General features: G+C 41.5%; 16 protein-coding genes. 10 read left to right on the top strand and 6 right to left on the bottom strand.

Annotation, left to right across the window (positions count from 1 at the left end):
• Positions 1-203 precede the first annotated feature (203 nt).
• Positions 204-1,217 carry a mechanosensitive ion channel family protein gene (locus PROVALCAL_RS06245; protein WP_006658299.1) on the bottom strand — a complete coding sequence of 338 codons (1,014 nt, stop codon included), beginning with the start codon at positions 1,215-1,217 and terminating at the stop codon, positions 204-206.
• A 143-nt stretch (positions 1,218-1,360) separates the two neighbouring features.
• Between PROVALCAL_RS06245 and PROVALCAL_RS06240 the strand changes: the two genes are divergently transcribed.
• Complete coding sequence (locus PROVALCAL_RS06240) at positions 1,361-1,768, top strand: DUF2750 domain-containing protein (protein ID WP_006658298.1); 408 nt, start codon at positions 1,361-1,363, stop codon at positions 1,766-1,768.
• 32 nt (positions 1,769-1,800) lie between these two features.
• On the opposite strand, the gene PROVALCAL_RS06235 is transcribed toward PROVALCAL_RS06240, so the two are convergent.
• The 3 genes from PROVALCAL_RS06235 to rbsK form a co-directional block, all read right to left on the bottom strand.
• Positions 1,801-2,817: an aldose 1-epimerase family protein gene (locus tag PROVALCAL_RS06235; protein WP_006663305.1), complete on the bottom strand. Its 1,017-nt coding sequence runs from the start codon at positions 2,815-2,817 to the stop codon at positions 1,801-1,803.
• Between the two features lie 63 nt (positions 2,818-2,880).
• Positions 2,881-4,188 carry an L-fucose:H+ symporter permease gene (gene fucP / locus PROVALCAL_RS06230; RefSeq protein ID WP_006658295.1) on the bottom strand — a complete coding sequence of 436 codons (1,308 nt, stop codon included), beginning with the start codon at positions 4,186-4,188 and terminating at the stop codon, positions 2,881-2,883.
• A gap of 160 nt (positions 4,189-4,348) precedes the next feature.
• Entirely contained in the window at positions 4,349-5,269 is a 921-nt protein-coding gene (gene rbsK, locus PROVALCAL_RS06225; protein WP_006663306.1) for a ribokinase, read from the bottom strand.
• 182 nt (positions 5,270-5,451) lie between these two features.
• Between rbsK and deoC the strand changes: the two genes are divergently transcribed.
• Positions 5,452-6,120 (top strand): deoxyribose-phosphate aldolase, encoded by a 669-nt coding sequence (gene deoC / locus PROVALCAL_RS06220; protein ID WP_006658293.1) that lies wholly within the window; start codon positions 5,452-5,454, stop codon positions 6,118-6,120.
• A 46-nt stretch (positions 6,121-6,166) separates the two neighbouring features.
• On the top strand, positions 6,167-6,946 hold the full coding sequence (locus tag PROVALCAL_RS06215; protein WP_006663307.1) for a DeoR family transcriptional regulator: 780 nt from the start codon (positions 6,167-6,169) through the stop codon (positions 6,944-6,946).
• Between the two features lie 58 nt (positions 6,947-7,004).
• On the opposite strand, the gene rnz is transcribed toward PROVALCAL_RS06215, so the two are convergent.
• Entirely contained in the window at positions 7,005-7,922 is a 918-nt protein-coding gene (gene rnz / locus PROVALCAL_RS06210; protein ID WP_006658291.1) for a ribonuclease Z, read from the bottom strand.
• A 257-nt stretch (positions 7,923-8,179) separates the two neighbouring features.
• On the opposite strand from rnz, the gene PROVALCAL_RS06205 reads away from it, so the two are divergent.
• Positions 8,180-15,745, top strand: a complete 7,566-nt coding sequence (locus tag PROVALCAL_RS06205; protein ID WP_006658290.1) for an inverse autotransporter beta-barrel domain-containing protein — start codon at positions 8,180-8,182, stop codon at positions 15,743-15,745.
• Positions 15,746-15,754: 9 nt separating this feature from the next.
• The gene (locus tag PROVALCAL_RS06200) at positions 15,755-16,384 is read left to right on the top strand and encodes a hypothetical protein (protein WP_131657916.1); all 630 of its coding nucleotides are present in this window, start codon (positions 15,755-15,757) and stop codon (positions 16,382-16,384) included.
• A gap of 94 nt (positions 16,385-16,478) precedes the next feature.
• On the opposite strand, the gene PROVALCAL_RS06195 is transcribed toward PROVALCAL_RS06200, so the two are convergent.
• Positions 16,479-16,901 (bottom strand): DoxX family protein, encoded by a 423-nt coding sequence (locus PROVALCAL_RS06195; RefSeq protein WP_036968544.1) that lies wholly within the window; start codon positions 16,899-16,901, stop codon positions 16,479-16,481.
• A gap of 647 nt (positions 16,902-17,548) precedes the next feature.
• Between PROVALCAL_RS06195 and PROVALCAL_RS06190 the strand changes: the two genes are divergently transcribed.
• From PROVALCAL_RS06190 to PROVALCAL_RS06175, 5 genes are read left to right on the top strand one after another with little or no spacing between them, the layout of a single operon-like run.
• Positions 17,549-18,142 carry a fimbrial protein gene (locus tag PROVALCAL_RS06190; RefSeq protein WP_006663314.1) on the top strand — a complete coding sequence of 198 codons (594 nt, stop codon included), beginning with the start codon at positions 17,549-17,551 and terminating at the stop codon, positions 18,140-18,142.
• Between the two features lie 52 nt (positions 18,143-18,194).
• Positions 18,195-18,515: a fimbria/pilus periplasmic chaperone gene (locus PROVALCAL_RS19990; protein WP_006658286.1), complete on the top strand. Its 321-nt coding sequence runs from the start codon at positions 18,195-18,197 to the stop codon at positions 18,513-18,515.
• Positions 18,503-18,886 (top strand): fimbrial biogenesis chaperone, encoded by a 384-nt coding sequence (locus tag PROVALCAL_RS19985; RefSeq protein ID WP_409371732.1) that lies wholly within the window; start codon positions 18,503-18,505, stop codon positions 18,884-18,886. Before PROVALCAL_RS19990 ends, PROVALCAL_RS19985 begins: the two co-directional genes overlap by 13 nt.
• 14 nt (positions 18,887-18,900) lie before the next feature.
• Entirely contained in the window at positions 18,901-21,408 is a 2,508-nt protein-coding gene (locus PROVALCAL_RS06180) for a fimbria/pilus outer membrane usher protein (RefSeq protein WP_006658284.1), read from the top strand.
• 11 nt (positions 21,409-21,419) lie between these two features.
• Positions 21,420-22,496 (top strand): fimbrial protein, encoded by a 1,077-nt coding sequence (locus PROVALCAL_RS06175; protein WP_006658283.1) that lies wholly within the window; start codon positions 21,420-21,422, stop codon positions 22,494-22,496.
• Position 22,497: the final 1 nt, after the last annotated feature.

The following is a 22,497-nucleotide window of genomic DNA, read 5'->3' as shown; positions in this document are numbered from 1 at the left end:
TAGTCAGAATTAATGCAAAATTATTCAGTTTTGCCTAGGTTAAATATTTTTTATAACTCACTGGTTAATCGCATAAAAATTTAAGCGCAGACAGGCTGGCTTTTTAAGCATAAACCATAAAAAATAAATTATTTGCAGATTAACCGACCGAAACAAACACTCTCAGTAGTGAATCAGTCGGTTAACTGTCGAGGATAACGAGGTTACTTGTTTCTTTCCACATACAGCGTTTGAGATGGATACGCAAAGTCCGCATTGTGGCTTTTTACTATCTCAATAATTTTCAAGTAAACCGCTTGCTGAGCATCTAACCATTCCGCCCAAACCGTCGTTTTGGTGAAACAATACACCATAATATTCAGGGAAGAATCGGCAAACGCATCGAAATAAACCAATATTGTTTGCCCAGTATCGATGTTCTCATCTTGCTTCAGCATTGTACGGATATCGTCCACAATCGCACTGATCTTGTCGGCATCCTCATAACGTAAACCGATTTCCGTTTTTATTCGTCGATTGGTCATTCGTCCTGGGTTTTCAACACTAATAGAGGAAAACAGTGAGTTGGGAATATACAGCGGGCGATGGTCAAAAGTGACAATCTTAGTGATGCGCCAGCCAATCTCCACCACCGTACCTTCGATATTTCTATCCGGTGAACTGACCCAATCTCCTATATTGAACGGACGATCAAAGTACAGCATGATCCCAGAGAAAAAGTTACTCAGGATATCTTTACCCGCCATACCGATAGCGATACCGCCAATGCCGCCAAATGCCATTAATCCTGATAGGCTCATGCCAAAATGTTCGCCAAATAACAGTATAATAATGACAATGACGGCGGTCTTAAACACTCGAGCAATGATACGTGCGGAGGTAGGGTCACTCCCTTTTTTAATCTGTTTCTTTTCAAGGCGGTTAACCAACTGAAAGAATTTTCGCGTGATAATTAATGCAATCACCGATATGGCAATTAAGTTAATTAGTGATGTCGAGATAAAGGTTAAATCAAAATCACTGGTTGCCATATCGATAGATTGTGCTGCCACTAGCACCATTACACATAGAACCATGGTCTGAATGCCATGCACCAAAATGCTTTTTCGCTTATGTTTATGTCGCTTATGTAAAACCTCGAAAAACAAATACAAGGCTAAACAAACGGCAATGATGGTCATGCCAATGGCATATTTTTCGAGTAGTGCTTCTATCATGTCTTATTGCCCTAAACTGACATTGAAAACTAATTTGCTGTGTAAAATATAACACTCTAAATAGTGAGTGAATAACTGCTAAGATAACAATTATTCACCTAGTTATCTCAATAATTATCAATTACTTTTTAGGTAATCCAATAATGAATAGCGCCTATTTTTCGCCTAAAAAGCAAGAGATCAACAATGTTCTATTGCTCTCCCCTCATCGCCGATATCTCTATTTTGTTGGCAAAGTTGCTGATTGGGAACAGGTTTGGACATTAGCTAACCATGATGGATTAGTGACCGCGCAGAATGATGACCACCGCTTATTTTTACCGCTATGGGCTGCGAAAGAGTACGTAGAACTGTGTTTGACGGATGAATGGGCAGAATGTTATCCGCTACCGATGACACTAGAACATTTGATGACAGAAATCTTACCGGATATGGCAAGTGCCAATATTCAAACGGCAATCATGATGCTACCGAATGGGAAAAGCACTCCTATATTTGATGCGCAAAGCTTACTTGATGACTTACAAGAAGAGTGTCAACAATATGAATAAAAGGCTGCTCAACGGCAGCCTTAGTAAAAAAGTTACTGCTCTACACCCGTTGTCACCGTAAATTGACGGTTTTCTCCGGCTTCTAGCCAAATCAGCGTCTGGTTATTTTTAGCGGCAATAAACCCTTCAGGGCGGCAGGTTGCAGGTAACACAAAGGCCCCTACTTTTTGATCACCATTATATAAAATCCAGCGTGTCGCATAATTTAGCTCATTCGATTTAAAACGAGTTACAAAGGTATTGCCTGCTGGTGACCGCATTTTAAATTCAGGACTGGCAGTGTATTGGCTCAAATTATCCATAAAGAAGACAATCTCAGGGTCACACATCTGCGGCTGATTTAATTGATTTAGCGTCACCTCTCCAGACTTGAGCGCTTGGTTAAAATCGAGCCATTTTTGAGTTGGGTGTACATGCCCTGGAATAGACTCCCGCAACTTAATTGCCTGCTCAGGAATATTTTGCGTCAAGGTGGCATCATCCACATAGGCGTAGTTCATATGGCACATATATTGAAGCGGCATTGGTACAGACGCTAAGTTAGTCACTGACATGTGAATATCAAACAGTGCACTATCCGCATTTAATTGTACGGATGGCGCGGCACGATAATGGTGACCAAAGCCCATCACATACTCATATTCACCGCACACTTTAAGGCTGGTTTCAGTCAATTCAAGCCATGCGCTATCCATTGGTGCACAGGGCATTTCCCCGTGTAATGGGTGATTATCTTCTGGCGATGGGCAACCATTACTGATTAATCCAGAATGGAAAGCGAAGCAGCCATAGGTTTCAATTACGGTTGGAACAGGCTTGGGTTCTGAAAACATATTTTCCATTTTCAGATTTTGCCCGCAAAATTCAGCATCCCAAATCATCTGCCCTAAAAATGGCAAAATGGTTAAGTGCCCCTGCGAGTTTTCAACCCGCAGCCCTTGCACGCCAGATTGGTAAACAAAGGCGGAAACGGAAAACTGGCTATTTTTCAAAACTAAGGTCGGTTTTTCCGTAAATAAGCGTTTATGTAACGGGATAATTGTGTTCATTGTCATACTCACGGTTTGAAGTAAAGATGGGTAGGCACAGCGCCTACCCTGAGCAATAGCGAATTATTTGGCTTGTTGTTTCGCTTTAAAGCGACGTTCGCCGACGAAATAGATGCCCACGTAGACGAAGCACAGCATTGAGACTAAGAAAGAGAGTTGCAGAGAGTGAGTGATATCCGCGACATAGCCTTGGATTGCAGGTACAACTGCCGCGCCGACAATCGCCATCACAATCACCGCACCCGCCATTTCGGTATGTTCATTATCGACCGTTTCCAGCGTACCAGCATAGATAGTTGCCCAGCATGGTCCAAACAGAATGCTCACTAATACCGCCGCATACACTGCAGTGAAGCTCGGCATAAAGGCCACATACACCAGGAACAGCACACCAATAATCGAATAAATAATCAGTACTTTATCAGCGTTAAAGCGAGTCATTAAGATGTTGGCAATGAATTTACCAATAAAGAAACAGGCGAAGCTGTACACCATAAAGTTAGAGGCATCTCGCTCGTTGATATCCCCCATTTCTAGCGCTAAACGGATGGTGAACGACCAAACAGCAACTTGCATTCCCACATATAGGAACTGGGCGATGATCCCTTTTCTAAAGCGACTGTTTTTAGCTAAATATTTTAAGGTATCCAGTGCAGAAGGACGTTTATGTTCCGCAGTTTCTGCCACTTTACATTTCGGGAATTTCGTCAGTAAAAACAGGATCATCACCACAACCAATACCATGATCATATAACGGTATGGTTCAAGGGTGTTTTCCAGCATGGCTAAACGGAATTCATGGATTTGAGTCGCATCCATTCCTGCCATTTGGCTTTGTAGGCTTTCCCCTTCTGAGAAAACTAAATATTTGCCCAGTAAAATCCCACCTGCGGCACCAATTGGGTAGAAGGTTTGGCTGATATTCAGACGCAGTGTCGCGTACTGTTTTGGACCAATCATCGAACTGTAGGTATTCGCTGCGGTTTCAAGGAAGCTTAAACCAATCGCGATAGCAAAAATCGCCGCTAAGAACATAGTGTAAGTTGCCATGTGTGATGCTGGGAAAAACATGGAACAACCCGCAATATACAAGATCAATCCGATCATAATCGCGTATTTATAACTGGTTTTTTTGATCACTAATGACGCAGGGATCGCAATCAAAAAGTAACCACCATAGAACGCGCTTTGCACTAATGCAGAAGCAAAGTTACTGAGTTCAAAGACGCTTTTAAACTGTGTGATTAAAATATCGTTCAATGCTGCTGCGCATCCCCAAAGCGGAAATAAGCAGGAAAGCAGGATAAATTGGAATATAGGTGTCTTATTCAGGTACCCATCAGGTAACTGAGTGATGTTCTTAATGTTCATAGTAACCCTTAATCGTTTTTATAATATTTTTAACCGGTTAAACGGGCTTTTTGCTCTAATGGCAACCTTCATTTCAACCGGTCATGCTCAACATCATTCAAATTCAGAGCAAATATTGTGGGTACAGGTAATGCTTCTGGCGCTTGAAAGATGGTTAGAACTAATTATTCAACTGCACAAACTCACTGAACTGCTCGATACTTGGATAAGAAGATTGCGTGCCTTTTCCTGTTACGCTGAAGGCTGAAAATAGAACCGCTTTTTTCATCGCTTCTTCGATGTTTCCGGTGTGAACATAGTAATGAGAGAAACAACCGATAAACGCATCGCCAGCACCACTAGTGTCAATTGCATTGACTTTGATAGCCGGAATAAATAACTCACTGTCGCGAGTCATCCATAGCGCACCTTTGTCGCCTAAAGTGACAATCAGGTTTTTCAGACCTTTGTCTAACAGGGATTGTGCGGCACGACGCACGTTATCCATGGTATCCACAGGCATGTTGGTCAGAATTTCTAACTCGGTTTCATTCGGTACAAAGAAATCACAACGACATGCGTAATCTAAATCCAGTGCGCGTTGTGCGGGTGCTGGGTTAAGTAATACAGGAATATTGTGCTTATTACCGAAGGCAATCGCGTGGTAAACCGTTTCCAGCTGCACTTCCAGCTGCAATACGATCAGTTTGCACTTTTTCAGATCTTCCGCGGCGCGGTCGATATCTTCTGGGGATAAAAACTTATTCGCCCCTTTAACAATCAAAATACTGTTAGACGAATTTTGGTTAACAAAAATCGGTGCCACACCGCTTGAGGTGCATGGTACTTTTTCTACATAGCGAGTATTGATGCCATAAGACTCAAGATTACGGATGGTGTTATCCGCAAAAATATCGTCTCCAACTTTAGTTAGCATAATCACTTTAGAGTTTAACTTTGCTGCGGCAACAGCTTGGTTTGCCCCTTTACCGCCACAACCGATTTTGAAGGCTGGGGCTTCGAGGGTTTCCCCTTCTTTTGGCATTTGATCAATGTAGGTGATCAAATCGACCATGTTTGAACCGATAACTGCTATATCCATGATGTCCCTCGTGTTAAATAAATCACATAATGATATAATCCTAACATTATCATGTTGCAAAAATATCATTTGTGATTAGGATCTCGAATAACGAATGATCAAGTGTTATATCTGCCACATTTCCTCATTCTTTGTTACCTATTCCACATCTATTCTGAAAACGTCATATAGGAAGGTTTAAAATGCAAGATTTAGCGAAATATATCGATCATACTTTATTGGCTGCTAACGCAACGGTTAATGATATCAAAACGTTATGTGCAGAAGCCGCACAATATCATTTTGCCTCTGTGTGTGTTAACACCGGCTATGTACCTTTAGCAAGTGAATGTTTAAAAGATAGCGATGTGATGGTGTGCTGTGTCGTAGGCTTCCCATTAGGTGCATGTTTAACAGAAGCTAAAGCATTTGAAGCCGCTGAAGCTGTTCGCCGTGGTGCCGATGAAGTGGATATGGTCATCAACGTTGGTATGCTAAAAAGTGGTGATTTAGACTTTGTTCGTCAAGATATTGAAGCCGTTTTTGCGGCTTGTGGTAAGGCAACACTGAAAGTGATCCTCGAAACTTGCCTGTTAACTGATGAAGAAATCACACAGGTTTGTGAAATTTGCCGCACAATTAACGTTGGATTTGTGAAAACTTCAACAGGATTCAGTACAATGGGTGCCACTGAGCATCACGTCGCTTTAATGCGTAAAGTGGTTGGCAATGAAATTGGCGTCAAAGCATCCGGTGGTGTACGTACGCGTGAAACCGCAATTAAGATGATTGAAGCTGGTGCTAACCGCGTTGGTGCAAGCGCGAGTGTCGCTATTGTGACTGGAGAAAATACCACTCCAAGTGACTACTAAACAACGGGGCGCGGTTCGTCCGCGCCATCATAAAAAGGATTGCAGGGTGATAGAAACTAAACAAAAAGAACGCCTTCGCCGATTAAGTGAATGTATTAAACGTTCAGGACGCATTCACCTTAAAGAGGCAGCGAGAATACTCGAAGTTTCTGAAATGACCATTCGTCGAGATCTCAATGCCGATACTGAAGGTCCCATTCCAATGTCACTGCTTGGTGGCTATATTGTTTCTGTCACTCAACCTGCCGCTTTAACTCCTCATGAGCCTCATGCCGATATTTTCACACCAGACCAAACTGAAGATCTGTATATTCCAAATCTAGCCGCCAGTATGGTCAGCGAAGACGATGTGATCTTTTTCGATAATGGCATTGAAATGGCCACCTTGATAGCCTTGATCCCTGAAGAGATAAGCTTTACCGGAATTTGTTACTCCCATAACGTTTTTCTTGCTTTAAGCCAGAAAAAGAATGCTACCGCTCTGCTCTGTGGTGGGGAATATCGCCCCAAAAGTGACTCTTTTTACAGCCCAACATTGCCTTCTTTATTGGATTCCATCAACCCCAAAAAAGCGTTTATGTCCGCAACTGGCGTTCACAGTGCCTATGGGGTGACTTGCTATAATCTCGATGATTTACCGATGAAAAAGAAAGGCATGGAAAAATCTATTCGTAAGATTTTATTAGCGCCTTACAATCTGTTTGATGAAGTGGCGACGGCGAATATGGGAGAGTTATCTCAATTTGATGTGATTGTCACGAACCGGCAACTCAGTGATGAATACGAAACATACTGCCGTAATGGGTTTGTTAAAGTTATTTATTAGGCTGAGGTATTTCATCAAAACAAAATCGACACGTTTGAACCCGTGTCGATTTGTTTTTTCACTCAATTTTTACCGTCAAGTAATCTTTAGCTATCTGAGTTTCTGGAAATTCTGCTTGGCATTCCGCCAGTAAGCGAGGAAGGTCAGCGGGTCCATAACGCCCGCTTAAGTGTGTGGCGATAAACCGTTTCACATTTGCTTGCTTAGCCAATTGCGCGGCTTGGCGAGTTGAAGAGTGCCCATGCTCATTGGCTTTCACCTCCAGCGCCACTTCTAGCGTGGTTTCATGCACCATCACATTAGCATTTTTAGCCAATAGCAACGCTTCTGGTGTTGGGGTGGTATCCCCAAAAATCGCGACCACCTTCCCTGCAACCGGCTCACCAAGGTAGTCAGCCCCATTCACGCTGCGGCCATCTTCTAGCTCAATAACTTCGCCCTTCTTCAGCGCCTGCATCCAAGGTCCGCGAGGGATCCCATCTTGCTCCAGTTTTTGCACATTTAGCGCCCCCGGTTTTGGATGTTCTTCAATACGATAGCCATAACATTCTACGCGGTGATCCAACCGATACGCTGTGACAACTAGCTCCCCATCATCAAATAACTCACCTGCTTCAATTTCTACAATTTCAAGAGGATACGTCATGAAGGAGTCGCTCACTGATAAAACGATTTCCACATACTGCTTCAGACCTTTTGGTCCATATAGCGTCAAAGGATCCGTCGTTCCTCCCATAGACCGGCTACAGAGTAATCCAGGTAAGCCAAAAATATGATCGCCGTGTAAATGTGTAATAAAAATCTTCTCGATTTTTGGGGTTTTAAAGGGGCTATTTAAGATTCGATGTTGTGTTCCTTCGCCACAGTCAAACAGCCAGTAACCTTTACGAATACCGACTAAATTTAATATTATGCTGGTGACATTGCGCTCTTTTGTTGGCACACCTGCGCTAGTACCTAAGAAAGTCAGTTCCATCGTTCCTCTATCTATCTCTTTGTTTTTGTTTTATTAAAATACAATTCCAAACTTTTCCAAAGTGGCTAGAGCTGTCTTTCTCAGCATCTTTTTACTGTTATCATTTTCGTCGTGACCACGTTTAGAAAATTTATAGAATTCATTGTTTTTCCAACTCACAAATTCAATTTCTTTTTAAGTCAAATCAATTCACAAGCCTATATCGAATACCCACCTCAGAATAGCCGCGTAAATTTTCGCCACTAGGAATAAATTGAATGAGCTCCTCTGTTTCAGCCGTTAAGCAAAAATTGGCTAACGGTTTTGTTATATTTACGGCTATTTGGTCATCTGCCATTATGCCTGTTATCCCAGCTTATGCAAAAATGTTGGATAACAAAGAGTTACCATCATTAGGTAGCGACCAAATCATCGATGAAAATAATACCGAACACTTAGCCGCTGAATACACTAAAACAGTTGGAACCTTCCTTTCACAAAAGAAAACGATGAAGGATCTGTCTCAGATAGCGCAAGACTACGCACGAAATAAAGTTTCCAGTGAAGCGACAAAAGAGATTGAACATTGGTTATCCAAAGCAGGCAATGTCAAACTCAATATCGATTTTGATAAAAAATTCTCCATCAAAAATTCACAGTTTGACTGGTTGATCCCTTGGTATGACCAAGAAGATATCCTGCTATTCACCCAGCACACTCTTCATCGCTATGATGAGCGTTTTCATACCAATAATGGAATTGGCTTACGTTATTTTCATGAAAAAAGCACTATCGGTATGAACGCGTTTATCGATCACGATTTGTCTCACGCCCATACTCGCGTAGGATTAGGAGTGGAATACTGGCAAGACTATTTAAAATTAAATGCCAATAGTTATTTCGGTTTAACATCATGGAAAAGTGCCTCAGAATTAAATCACGATTTTAATGCTAAACCCGCTCATGGCTGGGATATACAAGTAGAAGGTTGGCTGCCAAATTACCCACACCTAGGTGGAAACCTAAGATATGAGCAATATTATGGCGATAGCGTTGCATTATTCGGAAAAACAAAACGTCAAAAAAACCCAAATGCCGCAACCATCGGTGCTAACTGGACGCCATTCCCATTATTCACATTAAATGCCAGTCATAAACTTGGTAGTGAAAAACAAGTAGAGACCCAAGCCAAACTTCAATTTACGTGGACCTTTGGTAAAAACTTAGCTCACCATTTAGATCCAACTAAAGTTGCCGAGACCCGTCGTCTTTCCGGCAATCGTTATGATTTTGTAGAGCGCAATAATAATATTATTCTCAACTACCAAAAGAAAACCGTACTACACCTGTCATTACCGAGTAAAATTCAAGGGATAACAGGGCAGTCCGTGCCGCTAGTCAAATCTTTCACAAGTAAATACCCCCTCAAACATATTGAGTGGCAAGCACCTGAATTTTTGGCTGTAGGCGGTTCTATTAGTTCGGATGATCAAACGGCAACCTTAACTTTGCCATCTTATCAAACATCCAATGCAGCAAAAGATGTACAAAGGATAAATCGCTACCGTTTACGTGCAATTGCCTATGATATTAAAGGTAATGTCTCGCCTGTCGCTGAAACATTAATTGAAATTACCCACTCTGGCTCAATCAGTATCAGTCCTCGTGATATGAAATTTCATGGGAAAGGCTTAGCGAATGGAAATGATATTAATGGTCTTACTGCTATTGCCAGAGACTCTCTTGGTCATGCAATCCCTAACACAAAAGTGGTCTTTGTTTTACCAAATGCGCTCACACTCGCCTCCCGGAAAACAAAAACGACCACTAACTCCAGCGTTCAAAATAGCCTACGTAAAAAAATGCAAACAATGAAAGTCGCTAAACCCTGGGAGTACATAACAACAACCAATGATAAAGGCGAAGCACTGGTACAATTTACCTCAGAAATTGCAGGGTCATACGAAATTAGCGCTTACACAGGTAATCATCAACCGGCGAAAGCCCAAGTCGTTTTCAAACCAGACTCGGCTCAAGCCAGTATCCACAGCTTTACAATCACCCGATCTGGTGTTCTTGCCGATGGTATTTCAACAAATTCAGTAAAAGCTCACATTACTGATAAAAATAAAAATCCGCTCGCCAATCAGGAAGTCACTTTTTCGGCAACGCATGCAAAGATCGTCGATAAAGCAACAACCAATGAAAATGGCATTGTTGAAGTTACACTCACTAGTTTAAAAGCGGGTTCAAGCGAAGTGACCATCTCCATCAATGGCCAGAGTGAAACCAAATCTGTTCAATTCCTTAGCGGTAAATTACATCAAGTGACTATCCTAGATGTCCCTGAAGTGTATGCAGGCAGAGAAAGCCAAGTATCATTTCAATTACTGGATAGTCACGGCAACCCAATTATTGATGCCCAAAATGACATTACGACCATCATTGACAAGAAAACGGAGTCAACAGCAATTTGGGATACTGATATCGACAAAGGCATCTACGCCGCTAAAATTTCCGGGCAACAACCTGGTACGCATACCATCCAAGTTGTTATGGGCAAAACAGTTTCACAAGAACAAAAGTTTAATACGCTTGGAACAAATGCCGTCGCATCTGTCGCCGCTGACGGCAGCGGTCCACTAGGAACATTAGGCGTCATCGCTGATATTGAAATCGATATCAATCCTAACCGTACAGATTTTAAATCTGGTGACAATCCACTTGTGATGGTCACGCTGAAAGATAGTTTTGGCAATGAGATTGAAAATATCGACCCTAGCAATATTCATCTTGGTGATTTTAAAGGAAACGATATTGCTTGGCGCCAAGATGGAAAATATGACTATATTGTCAATTTACCATTAACCAAAACCGGGGATATTGATATCACTGCCCATGTGAATGGTATATTCAGCCCCAAAACTGTTTTGACGGTCAGCCATAATGTTGATATTTCAAAAATTCAAGATGTGGTGCTCCCCCCGATCAACAACACCCCGCAAGCCGGTGAGATACCGTCGATCAGCGTGGTATTAACCGATAGCCACGGCAACCCAGTCAACGGCGTGAAGCAACTTGAAGTGACCATTGCAGGAACACCGCATACGCTTCCTGCAACTCAAAATCCGGATGGCAGCTACACTGTCACCCTGCCGGCGCAGCACAGTGGCAAACAAGACATTCAGGTGAGCGTCAACGGTAAGGATTCCAACAAAGAGACTTTAACTGTACAAGCCCCAACACCAATCCCCTCCAAGGTACAGGGGAACACGGGTGAGCAAGGTGTCCTAGAGACCGTTACCTTAAGCAGCGCCGCCCTCACGGGGCTACAATCCGGTGATACCCTTGATTTAACTGTGACGGCGAAAGATGCTTTTAAAAATCCGTTAACGGGTCTCGCTTCGGCAATCGCGTTAACCCATGGTCAAACTGGCTCCGTCACTTGGACAGATAACCAAGATGGTACCTATACGGCTTCACTGACCTTAAGCAAGCTGGGCAAAGATAGCCTGACGGCGACCGCCAATAAGGTGGACAGTAATACCCTCAAGGTCAACGTCACTAACCGCACCGGTCACACCGGTGTGCAAAATGTGGTGATCACCCCGACCAATAAAGCCCCACAAGCTGGTGAGACACCAACGCTGACCGTGACCTTAACCGATAGTAACGGCAACCCAGTCAACGACATTCAGCAACTAGAGGTGACCATTGCTGGCACCACCCACACGCTCCCAGCGACGCAAGATCCAGATGGCAGCTACACTGTCACCCTGCCGGCGCAGCACAGTGGCAAACAAGACATTCAGGTGAGCGTCAACGGTAAGGATTCCAACAAAGAGACTTTAACTGTACAAGCCCCAACACCAATCCCTTCCAAGGTACAGGGGAACATGGGTGAGCAAGGTGTCCTAGAGACCGTTACCTTAAGCAGTGCCGCCCTCACGGGACTACAATCCGGTGATACCCTTGATTTAACCGTGATGGCGAAAGATGCCTTTAAAAACCCGTTAACGGGCCTCGCTTCGGCAATCGTGTTAACCCATGGTCAAACTGGCTCCGTCGTCTGGAAAGATCATCACGATGGTATTTATACAACTTCACTCCCCTTGACCAAGCTGGGCAGTGATAGCTTGACTGCGACCATAAACACTATCGCTAGCCAACCTATTTCGATTACGGTTGAAACTCAACAAACTAAAACATCAGTGTTCGACATTGAATTGCACGCCCAACATCCACTGATTTCTGCGGGGCAGAGCACAACACTCACTCTCACTTTGCGTGATAAATACAATAATAATGTTGAGAAAATTCCTTCTAGTGACATCAAATTAGAAGATAACAAACTGACGCTATCCAATATTCAATGGAAAGAGCAAGGTAATGGCGTATACACCACCGAAATCTCATTCAAACAATTAGGAAATCATAAGCTTGTTAGTACAGTCGGTTTCACCAATAGCCCCTCTATTGATATCGATGTTATCGCGTTAAAAGGAGCTATTCACGTTCATCACGTTAACCTTGATGCTACACCGAAACAATTTGTCGTTGGCGAAAAAATTCAACTCAAACTCACGCTGCTCGATCAGTTTAATAATGGCGTAACCGATGTACTGGATAATAGTATAAATATCAATGATGATAATACGCGCAGTGCACTAAACGGGTTGCAATGGCACCATCAGCAAAAAGGTGTCTATACAGCGGAAACAACTGTGACTAAAGGTGGCATTCATTCATTAAAAGCCACCGTTAACAGTAAGCAAGATAATGTACTCATTCATGCCATTTCTTCTGTAGGTCAGAAGCAAGTCAGTGATGTTCAGCTATCAACTAGTACGGCAAGCATCGTTGCAGGTACTCCCGCTACGCTGATATTGAAACTCAACGACCAACACAGCAATCCAGTTTCTCAAGTCAACAGTGCTGATATTTCCTTAGAAAATAGCGCTGGCACGCCCCTTCCAACGACTTGGCTTGAGATGAACAACTTAGGAATTTATACCGCACAGATCTCATTAAATAGCGTTGGAAAGCAAACTGTCACAGTGAAAGTCAATAATATCTCACACAATGCCACTCTTCAGGTCACACCTCCTCAAGGTGCATCTTCAGTTGCGACATTGGAGATATCCCCAATAACCACCGTTGATGCCGGTCATACCTCCTCCATTACCTTGATCATGAAAGATAAATATGGAAACCCTGTTAACAACGTTCTCAACCGTGATATGACCCTTGAAATTGATGGCGTTATTCAGTCGATTCAACTGACTGAATTAGGCGATACAGGTCAATACTCAGGGGAACTTCCTGCACAGCAGAAAGGTCAACATGCCGTTAAAGTGACCGTTAATGGTCAGCTAGCAAGCGTAAATTGGACTATCAATAACCCAATGCCAATCCCATTAAGCACCGTTGATAGGACGGGGCAACGTGGTGCACTTGATACAATAATGCTTAGCGGCAGTAAAAAAATGGTTGATTCTGGCGATAAAATCACCGTTACACTTAATTTAATGGATAAATTTAATAATCCTTTAACCGGAGCGAATTCTCATTTAAAGCTATTAACAAATTTAAGTGAGATATCTCAATGGCAGGATCACAGCGATGGAAGCTATTCGATTGACTTACTGATGAATAGATTAGGCTCGCAAGATGTGCAGGCGATTGTCAAAAATATTCTCAGTAATAAAGTAACGCTTGAAATTAAGGCTCTAAGTGGTGCTAGCAATGTCAATACAACGGCGCTGACGATTAAAGATGCGACAATAGAAGCGGGAGATACCACTGAATTAACCCTACGACTTAAAGATTTGGTAGACAATGGTGTCACCAATATTCAAAACCGAGATATTCACCTTACACAGAAAAACGCCAAAATTGATAAGAAATGGTTATCTGCCATGGATGGTATTTACACTACCCAAGTACAAATCAAGCAGGTCGGTGTTTACCCACTTCGAGCGACGGTTAATCAGCAAAATAGCCGAATTGAAACCATTGAAGTCACTGCACCTGTTGGAAGTACTAAAGTGGCAAAAGCCAAGTTAGCATCCAGTATTGTGAATTTGGATGCAGGTAACAATGTGGAGTTAACGCTAGAGCTGAAAGACCAATACGATAATCTCATAATTGGTGTCAATGGTTCGGATATTATGCTGGAAAATAGCTATACAGCTGAAACTATCGATAACAGTCGATTAGCTTGGCGTATGGATTCCGCAGGTATTTATAAAGCATCACTTCCGTTAACACTCGTTGGAAAACATAAGTTAAGCGCAGTGATTAATAAACAACGCACTTCAACCGCAGATATTACTGTCAATGCACTCAAAGGCGCGGCCAATGTCAGCCAAGTTATAATAACAACTGGAAAAAATACAATTTCCGTTGGCGAGAAAACAGAGCTTGCACTAAAAGTTCAGGATCGTTTTGGTAACGAAGTCGATGATGTTTTAGCTTCAGATATTGACTTAACCAATACCGACTCACAAATCAAAACCTCAGTAAAATGGGTAAAATCACCTTTAACATTAGGCACGTACATCACAGATGTGCAGTTTGATAAAGTGAAGTCACACACTTTGATTGCCAGCGTCAATGGGCAAACAAAAATGCTTCAAATCCATGTACAACCACTGAAAGGGTATAGCAATGTTGCAGCCATTGCCCTACAAACCCCAGCAAAAATTGAGGTAGCAGAAAAAACCAAACTCACACTAACCTTAATGGATAAGTTCAATAATGGTGTGGTTGGCGTTGAAGCTCAGCATATTGAACTCCTTATTGGGTCAACCCTTCAGACCGCAACCTGGGTAGACAACCAAGATGGGTCTTATCATACAGAGTTTGCTTTAAACCAAGCCGGTGATACCCCACTGATAGTAACAGTGAATAAATTCACGGAGATGAACTCTATTCACGTTAATTCACCAAGTGGTAAAGATAAAGTAGCTTCAATACAACTTGCCGCGACCGTTACTCAGGTCTTACCAAATACATCAACGGTGCTCACCTTAACGTTGAAAGATCAATATGGAAACGGAGTGAATAACGTACTGAGTAAAGATATTTCATTATCTAATAGCTATACACCTGAAAACTTAACATCACCGAATTGGGCTGAAGATGGCAAGCAATCGGGTATATATACGGTTTCTGTAAACTTGCAGAAAGTCACAGAGCACACGTTAACGGCTAAGGTGAATAATCTCGATAACATCCTAAAAATTACCGTTCAACCCTTTACGGAAATACAACATGTCAATAGCCTTGAGTTAGCCATAGATAACAACAACATTACGCTTGGTGAAAACGTCATGTTCACATTAAGCACGAAAGATATCTATGGAAACAACGTCATGATAAAACCGGCTGATATCCATTTAAACAATGCAAATGGAACCGTAAACCAGCCAACATGGAAAGAGCAAAATGGTGAATATAAAGGAGAAATGATCCTCTCTATTAGTGGAAATTATGTCATTACTGCAAATGTGGGTACCCAAATCAGTGCCCCAATTAACCTAACAGTACAAGCGGGCACACCTGTATTTGCCACTGGTAAGAGTCAATTATCTGTAAATAGAGATGACCTTGATGAAAACAGTAGTACCAATGCCATTGTGACATTAGAGTTAAAAGATGCAAATGGCGTCGCAATTAAAGGGAAAAAACCCCATATACAAGCTACTGCTGGAAAGATTGACCGTATCATGATTGAAACCACTGATGGCGTATATACCGCTAACTTTAATAATCCTGTGGTGGGTGAATCGACAATTTATCTTGATAACGCTTCCATTGATTACTCAGGGTCAACACCGTAGCTCACCGTGGTGACCTACGGTAAATTAAAAATTAAAGCGCTTGGAAAAGAACATATCTTCTCTGAGAATGATGAATTCCCTCACACTGGATTTGCTGGGGCGCAATTTCAAATTATCGCTCCGATTGGTAAACAAACTGATTATGACTGGAGTGTTGATATCGATTGGTTATCTATTGATAAAGAAGGGATTGTCACCCTATTACGCAAACCAACGCCAATAAAGGGTATCAATGCAATGCTCCCTATCTTTACAGGGAAGCCTAAAGCACACACCAATTATAAACGCAATGTAGCGTATCGTTTTACGTTGAAAAAATGGTATGAGAATAAGGGGAACTTTTCGGTGCAAAAAGCAATAAATGTTTGCCAAACCCCTAGCCGTGTAATTCAGCGTGATGATCTTTTAGTAAGCGGAACAACATGGGTAATGCAACGTAACGCTGGGGAACGAGTTTTCCATGAATGGGACAACCAGCATTTTTTAAAGCAACTTGTCCTTAACACACAACCGATTCTCTTGCTTGCTGATATGCAAACCTCAACAACGCTAACTCATGCATTGAATCCATATGGCTATGAGCTTATGAAAGCAAATAATGAAGGAGTAGTCATTTGCGTTGACGACCTTCAACCTTAAATAAATCTTAGAGCCCCTTATGGAGACTAAATTTTAGTTAATTAAAAACAAAAGGGCATCGAATATCGATGCCCTTTTCACTATTCAACACTATTTATCGCCAATTTTCGCTCTTCACCACGGAGTACTTACCCGCCCCCAGAAAAGCAATCGCCAGCGCACTCACAAAGAAATAAACGATACTCTCAATCGCCCATGCCCCTGTTTTATCCAATAAAAAGGTTTTGTCTAGCCCTACCATTAACCACGCGACAACCATGGTAAAAGCAACTAAAAGCGCTGAAGGGCGAGTCAAAATACCCAACACAATGAAGATAGGAGCAACCACTTCCCCTAAAATCGTGCCGTAAGCAATAAATTCAGGTAAGCCATAAGACGCCAGCAATCCTTTGATGCCACTCGCACCTGTTAGCAACTTGCTCATTCCGTGAAATAGCATTAACCCACCTACAGCTAAGCGCAACAGCAATTTTCCTGCGTCTTCATGTGACAAACAACGATTGAAAAGTCCGACCATTTTGCACCCCATCTCTCTACGTTATGTTACTTATCATTATGGTTCAAAAATCAGAAATGAGAATTGTTTTAATTTTCATTTTATTCATCTATATCAAGGTAATTCTAGTTATTTTTAATCCACTATTTCTTATTCAAAAATAGCGTTTATGCTCTCTTTTTTTGAACTAATTTTTTGAACCCAACGATTCAATGTGCAGTTCAATTGAAAAATATCCCATCAACAAATTAACCACATAAATAGCAAGATTAATCACTCAATAAATTTTTAATTAATTAAACAAAAATATTAAAAAAGCATAATACTCTTTTTACTTGTTTAAATATTAAAGATAAATAAAAACAAAAAATGCCAGAATAAAAATAAAATAAAAAAAATAAGAAATAAAATCTTCCTTATATTATCTATACTTAACTAAGCAACATCACTCATCATAAGCAAAAAAACAGTATATAAGATAATTAAAAATAAAAAATTCAGTTTTTTAATCTAAAAATTTAAAATCATTGGCTTTATAAACCCAAGAATTCCACTTTACATATCTTGAAGATCTTTAAACCTTGTCTAAGCTTAAAAAGCCAGTCAATTCTGACTCGCGAAAAAAAATCACTTATTTTAATTAATCGAGAACCTCGATGGGGTTAATTATGCCTAGACATATACTTTCTCTATCAATACTGTCCTTATCCGTGTTATCTGGCTCAGTAATTGCTGCCACAAATAGCCCTGGAGGTATTATTTCTTTCTCCGGTGCAATTAGTGATACTACCTGTACGATTAATGGTAATAACAGCGCTGATATGTCGATTGCTTTAGATCCGATTATATCTTCTGATGCAGGAACAACGGCAAGTACAGTTATTACAAAAAACCAAAAAGCCTTTGGGCTTACCTTTTCAAACTGTGCAATTGTTGGTGGAGGTACGCCAGCAGGGACATTAAAACTTCACTTCTCTTCAAGTAATATTTCGCCTTCAGGCCTGTATTTAATGAATACAACAGTGAACGAAAATGATCCGGCCGTTGCTCGTAACGTGGGCTTTAGCTTGTCACAGACTGGATCACCAACCGTTGCTATTCCATTAAATACGACCTTTGATACTCAGTTAACCGCAGCCAATACCACTTCAGCTGCGGGTGCAACATTGAACTTAATTGCTAGCTACTACAAAACAAATGCGACTGCCGCATCTGTCGGTGCGCTGCAATCAAACGTTGTTTATACCGTTTCATATCTATAACAATAAACTCAAGCTAGGTTCCTCTGAACCTAGCTTTTAGTGAGAATTTATTATGAAAATAAAATTATTATTCTTACTTCTTTTATTATTTTCTAAAGAAACATTTTCAAACGTTATTATTACAGGAACAAGAATTATATATCCTGAAGATGCACAAAGCATGTCCGTGCAATTAACTAATAACAGTAAAACACCGTCATTAGTTCAATCTTGGATTGATAATGGCAATATAAACTCAACACCTGAAAATTCAGATGCACCGTTTTATCTTTATCCTCCTATTATCAAAATAGAGGGTTTGCAAGGTCAACAATTAAAAATTAAAAAACAGATAGAAAACTTCCAGATAATGTTGAAAGTATTTTTTATTTAAATGTCCTAGATATTCCTAAAGCGCCAGATTCAATGAAAGGGAAAAATGTCATTCAATTAGCGGCGCGTTCAAGAATAAAATTATTTTATCGACCTAAGGGATTAACTGAATCACCTGAAAATATCACGGACAATATTAATTACCAGCTAAATAATAACGGTATTGTCGTGAATAATAATTCCCAATACCACTTTACAATTGCTGCTATTACAACGCCTGAAGATAAAAAAACAACGCTTGTTGATTCAGAGATGGTTCCACCCCACACATCCAAAACACTGCCGTTAAAAAAGCAGTTAAAAGGTAACAATCTTATTCTGACTTATGTTGATGACTATGGTGTTTTCAAATCTAAAAAACTTCAGCTTTAACAGAAGAAACCATCATGAAAAAAGAAAATTATCTCTACATCCTTATTTTAATAGGGCTACAGACTTATCTAAAAAATGCATTTGCAGATGAATTCGATACCTCCCTTTTGGTAGGTGAATCTGCAAAAGGAGATATTTCTCGTTTCTATTCGGATGGACAAATTCCAGCGGGCAAACAGCTTGCGGACATCTATGTTAATCAGGTTTGGAAAGGACAGTTTGACATCAATGTTGAAGATAATGGTAAGCAAATCAGCATTGCGCAAAGTGATGTCCCTAAGCTCGGTTTAAAAAACACACCTAACCAAACAGATCAGACTGAAGATAACGCATATGTTCAACTCAGCTCACTGGCACCCAATTTACATTACCAATTTAAAATCAGCGAATTACGACTAAACATTACAGTTCCACAAGTGTCGATTAAACAATCTGAATCTGGTTATGTCGATCCCAGCTTGTGGCAACATGGCGTGCCAGCCATTATTTTTGCTTATAATACAAACTATTACACTTATAAAGAGAAGAAACACGAAAAGAGAAATAATGAGAATTTCTATGCCACCCTCAACTCGGGTGTCAATTTAGGTGCATGGCAATTTCGTGATGAATCCAGTTATCGCTATTCATCCCATGGCTCGCAAAAATGGCGCAATAACACCCGCTATGTATACCGCCCAATCAGCCAGATTAACTCAGGGCTGAAGGCTGGCGATTTTTATACACCAACGGCGCTATTTAATAGCATCCGTATGCGAGGAATAATGCTCGCAACGGAAGTGGGTATGTTGCCAAACTCAAGCCAAAACTTTGTGCCGATTATTCGGGGCGTCGCACAAACCAACGCCTTAGTCAGCGTTTATCAAAATGGGTATTTGGTCTATCAAGAAAACGTGCCGCCAGGTGAATTCGCATTTAACGATATTCAGCCTAGCGCGGGAAGCGGTGATTTATTGGTGGTAATACAAGAAGCGGATGGTCGAAAAGAATCATTCTCTGTTCCCTACTCCGCCGTACCCGACATGCTTAAAGAGGGTGTTTCCAACTATAACATTCTTGCTGGGCAAGCAAAAATCGACAATACCTCATACCAACCTAAATTTATTCAAGGTGAATATCATTACGGCTTGAATAACTTAGTGACGCTCTATTCCGGCGCTCTACTCAGTGAGAAATATTATTCCGCCGTCATTGGAAGTGGTTGGAACTTTCGCTTTGGTGCTATCTCCGCAGACGTCACTCATGCCAAAACTAAATTGGATAGTGGAGATAAGAGTGGTCAAAGCTATCGTTTAACCTACAGTAAATTTATTGATGCCACTTCGACCAGTTTAACGCTCGCCACATACCGCTATTCCACTAGCGGCTACTATAGCTTTGTCGATTCAATTTATTCTCATGATAACTATAAAGCCTGGCAGCGATATCAAGACGAAAATGCCAACCAAATTGGCAATAATAATAACAATTCCGATCTCTCGCTAAGTAACTTCGATGCCTTACGAGGCTCACGGGCGAAAAATACCTTCACCGTTAACTTGAATCAGCAACTTGGCGACAATTATGGCTCTGTTTTTGTTTCTGGAACCCATCGTGATTACTGGAATACTCACGGCAGTAGCCGAGAATATCAAGTTGGTTATGCCAACAACTACAACGACATTTCCTACAACGTATCTGTATCACGGGTGCGTAATTATGATAATAAAGAAGAAACCCGCGTTTATATGAATATCAGCGTTCCCATTAGCCTATTCGAAAAACGCGCTAACGTGAGCTTAGGCAGCTATTTTACTGATTCTCACTATGAACAAACTGCCATGAGTGTCAGTGGCATCGCGGGGAAAGATAACCAAGTTAATTACACCGTGACAGGCACGAATCAGTCTGGGGGTAACAATGTCCTCGGTGGAAATATTACCTATAAACACCCTTACACCACATTATCCGGTTCTTATACCGAAGCGAATGATTATCGTCAGGCAGGGTTAGGTGCCAGAGGTACCTTGGTTGCTATCCCTAGCCATATCGCCTTATCGGGTGATACCGGGGATACCTATACTATCATTGATGCCCCAATGGCCGATAATATGATGGTTAATGACGATAAAACCACGCTAACCAATCAGCGCGGTGTGGTGCTCGTGACCAACAGCACCCCTTATCGCGCTAACTCATATACCCTTTCTGATACCGAAAACACGGCTGGCGCTGAAGTGCTCGGAAATATGGCGAACATCAGCCCGTATCAAGGCGCAGTGAACTATATCAAGTTAGAAACAGACACTCGACAAACCTTTATTTTACGTGGTGAAAAAACGGATGGTCATAGCCTGCCATTCGGTACAGAAGTTGTGGATCCACAACAGCAAAGTATTGGATATGTAGGGCAATCTGGCGTGTTGTACCTCAAGAGTGATCAACTACCTTCAGCCTTACACGTCAAGCTGAAAGGGGAAAAAGAGTGCGTCATTCATCAACCAATTAACACGATGGATAAAGGTAAAAACCGCTGTCAATAAAGGAACATCCAATGAAAAAAACCACATTGGCATTATTATTTTCCAGTTTACTTGCCGTCAGCCAGTATGCCTCTGCGAACTGTCGACAAGCGACAACAGTCACGGCGTCCCCGATTACGTTTGATATATCAAACGATTTAAGCAACTCATCGACTGTCGTGGCCAAAGACTCTCGAACCATATTTTCCGGGACATTTACTTGTACCAATAATGGACTACTCCCTAATGTCGTTGGTATTGCCTCACCATTTCAAGGTCGCAAAGCAACGGTGGGATTTAATGGAGGTAAACAATTAGTAGAAGTGACCGTCACCAAATTAGAAAAAAACAATGTGTCAAACCTATCTGTCGGTTCTCACAATGCCAATGAACTCAATGTAAATTTCACCATACAATTTACCCTTGTGACCGTCAAACCGAGCTCAAATTATGTTGAAATTGCAGGAAGCAGTATAACCATTAACCCCGTTGTTTTTGCTTCGGATGCATCCACTTTAGGTCTTGTACAATGGCTTATTGATGTGGTTACCAGACTCCTCGCGTTTTTGCTTGGACTCAATTGGACCACTCAACCTGATGATATTTACTTACAACCCGTTCAAGTCACCTATAACCCAATCACCACCACGTGTAACTTTGCTAACCAAGGGTTAGTGGTGACTCTGCCCCCCGTCAGTATCAGTACCGTCAAATCAGCAACACGCGCGGGTTATACGCCCTTTAATCTCAATTTTACCTGTCAAGATTTTCTGGCAGGAGGTAATGCATCAAGGGACATCAAGATTTTCTTATCCAGCAGCAGCTTACTCGCAACAGATAAAACCACCATGAATAATACTGCCAGCCAAGGCGCCGCAGGTGTAGGTTTCCGATTGGTCACTGCAAGTAATCCCACCAACCCAATTACCCTCTCCGATAGCGTGGCTGCACAAAATACCGCAACCTCTATTTTCAGTGTCGCAAAAGGGAGTCCGATTTCCCCATCATTTACCCTCAATATGGGGGCTTATTATTACCCTTATACCCCAGCCATCGTGACGCAAGGTCCTGTATCCAGCACCGCAACAGTGGTCATGTCTTATAATTAGA

This window comes from Providencia alcalifaciens DSM 30120, from assembly GCF_000173415.1.
Lineage (GTDB): Bacteria > Pseudomonadota > Gammaproteobacteria > Enterobacterales > Enterobacteriaceae > Providencia > Providencia alcalifaciens.
The sequence above is the reverse complement of the archived record's forward strand: the minus strand, read 5'-3'. Positions and strand labels throughout refer to the sequence as shown.